Origin of the sequence: Shewanella sp., assembly GCF_051658185.1 — a bacterium.
GTDB lineage: Bacteria > Pseudomonadota > Gammaproteobacteria > Enterobacterales > Shewanellaceae > Shewanella.
The window spans coordinates 1-4065 of record NZ_JBOFMC010000186.1 but is presented as its reverse complement, the minus strand read 5'-3'; the positions used below and the strand labels follow the sequence as shown (position 1 = coordinate 4065).

Below are 4065 nucleotides of genomic sequence, written 5' to 3'. Positions count from 1 at the left end.
TACCTGTGGTGATCGCGGGCTGGATTTTCTACCAATCCGAGCGCAATTTTGTACAAGCGGTGGGCATGGGCATTTTAGCAATCGGCTTGGTTTACTTGCTGTATCGCTTGATTTTTATCTTAGCGCTCGACAAGGGAGTACTGGTTGGTCACTTCAAACGTCCCTCTAAACTGATCCAAGCGGGCCAATTTAAACTCAAACGTTTTGTGTTAGTGGCAAGTCCATTACTGGGATTAATGGGTTTTAGCGAAGTGCTCGATGCCTCGCTGGTACGCAATAGCATTGGCCGAGGGGCATTTATCATTTTTTGTATTATTTTATGCTTACTTTACAAAGACATTCTTTTCCTTAGTCGCCAAAATATTGATAGTCAAAAAGACGGTAAAAATAAGCAATTGCTGCAAAAAATGCTTTGGGCCTTGCTCATTACCGTCCCGCTATTAAGCGCAGGCCTTGCATTTTGGGGATACTATTTCACTGCCTTCCAAATGTTACTGCAGCTACAAATCTCGTTAATTTTGGGCCTCGGCTTTTTACTTTTATATCAACTCATTAAGCGCTGGATGCTGATTGAACGCCGCCGCATTGCCTTTGACCGCGCCAAGGCCAAACGGGCTGAGCGCTTGGCCCAACGGGAAAAAGGCGAGACCCAACATCTCTCCAATGACAGCCTGGATACCTATGAAGAGCCCGTTGTCGATCTTGAAACCATTTCGAGTCAATCCTTAGGCTTAGTGCGCTCGTTGTTGCTGCTGGCATTTTTAGCGAGCCTGATTGGCCTTTGGACTCAAACTCACACGGCGTTATTTTCGTTCCTCGATGGCATAACATTGTGGACCACGAACACCAGCATTAATGGTTTAGAACAACAATTACCCATTACCATGAAATCATTAATGTTTGGCTTAGTGATTGTCGCCTTTTCTTTAATGATTGCCACCAATCTGCCGGGCTTATTAGAGCTGATGATCCTCCAGCGTTTAGATCTCTCCCCCGGCACAGGCTTTGCCATCACCACTGTCAGCCGCTATTTGGTGGTATTTTTGGGGTTATTGATTGGCTTTTCCAACCTCGGGATGGAATGGTCCAAACTGCAATGGTTAATTGCCGCACTCTCACTCGGTTTAGGTTTTGGTCTTCAGGAAATTTTTGCTAATTTTATTTCCGGTTTGATTATCCTATTTGAAAAACCCATACGCATTGGCGATACCGTGACCATTCGCGATCTCACTGGTACTGTGAGTAAAATCCAGATCCGCGCGACCACCATCATCGACTGGGATAGGAAAGAAATTATCATTCCTAACAAAGCCTTTATCACCGAACAACTGATCAACTGGTCGCTGTCCGATCCGATCACACGGGTCATCGTCCATGTCGCCGTCGCCCGCGATTCCGATCCGGCGAAGGTCGAGGCAACACTCTATCAAGCGGTGCAAGAATGTGAGAATGCCCTTGCTCACCCAGAGCCAGAAGTCTGGTTTGCCGGCTTTGGTAAACATACCCAAGATTACGAGGTGCGCGCCTATGCCAAAGATATGTCGGCGCGCTGGCCACTGCGCCATGATTTGCATAAACGCATTACCAGTAAACTCAAAGAAAACAATCTCGAACTCGCCTACCCGCAGATGGAAATTCATGTTAAGAATAGCCAGCAGCGCGATCAGGTCGGTATTATTCGCAGTTAATAGGGTAACAAAACATGCTTATTTTCGCGCACCGCGGTGCCAGTGGTTATGCACCTGAAAATACCTTAGCCGCGATGGCAACAGCATTAGCGCAGGGCGTTAAGGCCATTGAGCTGGATGTGCACAATGTTGAAGGTGAGTTGGTGGTGTTTCACGATAGGCGGCTTGAGAGCAAAAGCTCAGGGACAGGGATTATCCACTTACTCAGCCGCCACGCATTATCGGGCATGAATGTCAAAGGAGAGCCCATTCCAACACTGTGGCAAGTGCTTGAATTAGTGGCGGGCCGCTGCATTGTCAATATTGAGCTTAAAGGAATCAATACCGTCGCGCCCCTGCTCGAGTTATACCCTAAGGCATTAACACAGCTGGGGTTTAGTCAAGAGCAACTGCTGATCTCTTCTTTTAATCATCCCTATCTGCAGCAGGTCAAAGCCGCACTCCCTAACGCTCGCATCGCCCCGCTATTGGCCAGCATCCCCCTCGATGGTGCGGCAATCGTCAGCCAACTCAATGCCTACTCATTACACCTTGACGTGAGTTTTATCAACCAAGCCCTTGTCGAGGATGCCCATCAACGAGGCGCTAAAGTGTATGTTTACACCGTCGATCACGCGGATGATATTCATGCACTGCAACACATGGGCGTTGATGGGGTTTTCAGTAACTATCCCGATCGCGCCATGCTAGCGCTCACTCAAGTGTCACCAACAAATTACCAAGGTTATTTTGAGTAAACAAAGGCGAGCAATCTGACCTTAGCTGATTTACTGCTCGCCAGCCTGCACAGCTTGAGCCGCTTTAGGCTGTGCTGGCGAGCAGCGTGCTACGCTAGCGACAGAGTGCCAAGTGAGTATTGAGGCGACATAAACCCACTACGCCTAATGAGACCATACGCCTCATAAGACCCACTACGCCTGATGATTTCGCTGCGCCCAAAAGCCAATAAAGATAAAAATGGCCAGCATCAATAACAACATCCAATGAGAAGGCATCGCCACAATCTGCCGCGCCGCCCAAGGGCAACCTTTGACAATTAACAGACCATAGCCAAAGGCATTTACCACCACAAAAACCAAGGTACGCAATATAAAAGAACAGCCTAAAAGCTGGCGCCGAATAACTCGATTAATATCGGCTGAAAAAACTAACACTAAACACACCACCATCGCACTGGCGATGTCAAATGCCCAAGGACGAAGCATATTACCTAAATGGGCAATGATCGCCACTAACTGCTCAAACATAATCACTTAACCTATTATTTACTACGCAGCCTGCACTGGCGCGGCCGAATGAATGGAGCCGACAAGGATAATGGCAGATGACATGGCGCACAAGCGAGCATGCCCCACAACCCGTTGAGCCCTATCATCCTCGCCACGCCATTCAGCACACATCAAACGTCATCATCCTAAAACCAATCAGGCGACCAATCATCGCAAAAACACAAGCGTCAACCCATCCCATTGTGCTCGCGACAACGCGGTTGCCCACCACGCTCACCGCCCCTATCCGAGTCTGAACGCCGCCCAGCTCAAGCTCAGGCCGTAGCAGGTATGCGCCGCATCACAACTGGCGATCTTTTTTACAAGCAAGATATTTGCGATATTGCATTTGATAAGCGTTTTCATTTAGAATTGGCTCATTCATTTTTGGAGGCTAAAAAATGTACGTTTGTCTTTGCCATGCCATCACCGACACCCAAATAAAAAACGCAGTAAAACAGGGCGATAGCTCGCTTGCTGATGTTAAAAAGCGTTTAGGTGTGGCCGATCAATGTGGTAAATGCGCCAAAATGGCCGTCCAAATTATCCAAAATCAATTGGCAATCGAGCCCAATTACTACGAAGTCGCCTAGGCTCGCTTCGCTTACCACTTTTTCCCCTTACCCTTTGATGCTAAGCAGCAACAAATAGCTTACTCAGCGCGCCACGCGCGCTCACGGCCTGTAGAGACACACCACAACCGCTAACACCTCAATTTATTTAGCACACAACCCGTCACGCAGCGCATCGAATGGCCTGACAGATGATCGAGGCTAAATTGTGGGTGGTGATTTATGGATTTGTGGATTTTGGATTTTTGATTGTGAATGTGATGGTGATTTGTAGATGATGAGTTGACGATTTAAGCCCTCAGCTAACCCATTGCCATCAAGCCAACGCACCATCACCACACTCGCCACCATCATGTGGCCCATCGCCCCCCAATCACTTACGCCGTAATAAATAGGCGGCCTCATTTAACCAAGCGACACCCTTGTTGATAAACCTTGGATTATCCGCCAGCACATCTTGGCAATCGAGCAGTTGGATCTCAAAATCCTCACTGCAATGCGCCTCGATCCAGGTTGGCGACACCGCAAACGGCGGAC

At 48.3% G+C, this 4065-nt stretch carries 4 protein-coding genes and 1 pseudogene; 3 read left to right on the top strand and 2 right to left on the bottom strand.

The window, feature by feature from the left end; all coding sequences use genetic code 11:
• Both ACRCZA_RS07480 and ACRCZA_RS07475 read left to right on the top strand, forming a co-directional pair.
• On the top strand, window positions 1–1688 hold a 1688-nt coding region (locus ACRCZA_RS07480), incomplete at its 5' end, for a mechanosensitive ion channel domain-containing protein (RefSeq protein WP_438673826.1).
• Window positions 1689–1702: 14 nt separating this feature from the next.
• Entirely contained in the window at window positions 1703–2425 is a 723-nt protein-coding gene (locus ACRCZA_RS07475; RefSeq protein ID WP_438673825.1) for a glycerophosphodiester phosphodiesterase, read from the top strand.
• Between the two features lie 174 nt (window positions 2426–2599).
• On the opposite strand, the gene ACRCZA_RS07470 is transcribed toward ACRCZA_RS07475, so the two are convergent.
• Entirely contained in the window at window positions 2600–2935 is a 336-nt protein-coding gene (locus ACRCZA_RS07470; protein ID WP_438673824.1) for a DUF3392 domain-containing protein, read from the bottom strand.
• A 422-nt stretch (window positions 2936–3357) separates the two neighbouring features.
• Between ACRCZA_RS07470 and ACRCZA_RS07465 the strand changes: the two genes are divergently transcribed.
• Window positions 3358–3549, top strand: coding sequence for a bacterioferritin-associated ferredoxin (locus ACRCZA_RS07465; RefSeq protein WP_438673823.1), 192 nt, complete (start codon window positions 3358–3360; stop codon window positions 3547–3549).
• Between the two features lie 352 nt (window positions 3550–3901).
• Here the strand turns inward: ACRCZA_RS07465 and ACRCZA_RS07460 are convergent.
• Window positions 3902–4065, bottom strand: a pseudogene (locus tag ACRCZA_RS07460) (thiopurine S-methyltransferase); the annotation flags it as partial.

Excerpts from the sequence above, each read along its gene's own strand:
- ACRCZA_RS07475 (WP_438673825.1), top strand. The coding sequence starts at position 1,703 with ATGCTTATTTTCGCGCACCGCGGTGCCAGTGGTTATGCACCTGAAAAT.
- ACRCZA_RS07470 (WP_438673824.1), bottom strand. The coding sequence starts at position 2,935 with ATGTTTGAGCAGTTAGTGGCGATCATTGCCCATTTAGGTAATATGCTT.
- ACRCZA_RS07465 (WP_438673823.1), top strand. The coding sequence starts at position 3,358 with ATGTACGTTTGTCTTTGCCATGCCATCACCGACACCCAAATAAAAAAC.